The sequence below is a fragment of the Yersinia thracica genome, assembly GCF_902170565.1.
In the GTDB taxonomy this organism is placed as follows: Bacteria; Pseudomonadota; Gammaproteobacteria; order Enterobacterales; family Enterobacteriaceae; genus Yersinia; species Yersinia thracica.
The window spans coordinates 1-1,214 of record NZ_CABHXX010000006.1 but is presented as its reverse complement, the minus strand read 5'-3'; the positions used below and the strand labels follow the sequence as shown (position 1 = coordinate 1,214).

The window sequence follows — 1,214 nt, the reverse complement described above, 5'->3', positions numbered from 1 at the left end:
CGGGTAAACTGCTGGTTGAATATGGCGGTTATGTTGCCGGTGTAGGCGCGGTAGCAAAAGGCAGCGCCCGGTTTGCCGCAGGGCAGGTGAAGAAGTTTGCGGTGCCGAGCATTGCGACGGTAAATCAGTCGACAACCGGCATCAAATGGGGGCAAGGTATTAGCCAGCAAGGAATGCCGTGGGAGAATTATGTCGGGACACAGCTTCCGGCAGATGCTCGATTACCAAAGAATTTTAAAACCTTTGATTACTATAATCCTATTAGCCGAACGGCCATCAGTGTAAAAACTCTGGATACCACCACCGCCGGCAGAGTGGCGAATCCAAGGCAAATCTACAATTCGCTGAAAGGGAATGTAGATGCGGTTGCGAAGTTTAAGGAATATAGCCTTTCAGGCGAACAGTTAAAACCTTCAATGATCGCGAGCAGAGAAATACAATTGGCTGTTCCAGCCCTGACAAATAAAACTCAGTGGACAGAGATAAATCGGGTAATCGAGTATGGTAAAAGCCAGGGTGTAAAAGTCGCTGTGACACAGGTGAAATAGTTATGTTTAATAAAAATCAAGACTACTGGGTATCGGTTTATTCTACTAAAGAGTTTTTGAGTGTTGAGACTTATTCTGGGCTGGGTAGGGTGCGTAGGGATCCACTTTTTCCTTCCCATCTATTACCACCAGATGCAGATGATAAAAGTATCGGTGAAGCTGTGCTGATTGCGTTATCAAACAGCCGGACATTAACTTCACTTGAAGAGCGTGTGGCTTTTTTTGATCTTGAAACAGGCAAAGAGCAATATGCTGCCTGGATAGCGATGCTGATGCAGAAATACGGTTATAAAACCAAGCGGGCATTATTTAAGGATATGAAAAACTGCTCTATTCATTGTCTTAATGATGTGATCACCATCTCACCCACGCGCCACGAAAAGCTTGAAGCGTGGAGTGGAACGGGGCTAACCGAATCGGATGATGTGGTTATCTCAGTGAATAGTGTGCCCGCTGAAATCGGTGCCGCATTGCGATTAGCCCTTAGCCGCTGTAAAGGCTGATAGCTAACACCTTACTTACCAAACTACCTTAATCAAAAATCCCGGTCAAAAGCCGGGATTTTTAGTCTGCTATTTCCCACACTAAAAAAGTGAACATCTGAACCCAGTGGTGGCGGCATTAATTGCGATTGGTGTGGCGGTGGCCACCTCTGGCTCAAGTTTG

Annotated in this window: 2 protein-coding genes; both read left to right on the top strand. The window is 46.1% G+C overall.

The annotated features are described in order from the left end of the window. Window positions 1-548: endonuclease toxin domain-containing protein (locus tag FTA91_RS00830; protein WP_459565637.1), on the top strand; the 548-nt coding region annotated here is incomplete at its 5' end. Window positions 549-550: 2 nt separating this feature from the next. Beyond that, window positions 551-1,051: a contact-dependent growth inhibition system immunity protein gene (locus tag FTA91_RS00825; RefSeq protein WP_145582778.1), complete on the top strand. Its 501-nt coding sequence runs from the start codon at window positions 551-553 to the stop codon at window positions 1,049-1,051. Window positions 1,052-1,214: the final 163 nt, after the last annotated feature.

Excerpts from the sequence above, each read along its gene's own strand:
- FTA91_RS00825 (WP_145582778.1), top strand. The coding sequence starts at position 551 with ATGTTTAATAAAAATCAAGACTACTGGGTATCGGTTTATTCTACTAAA.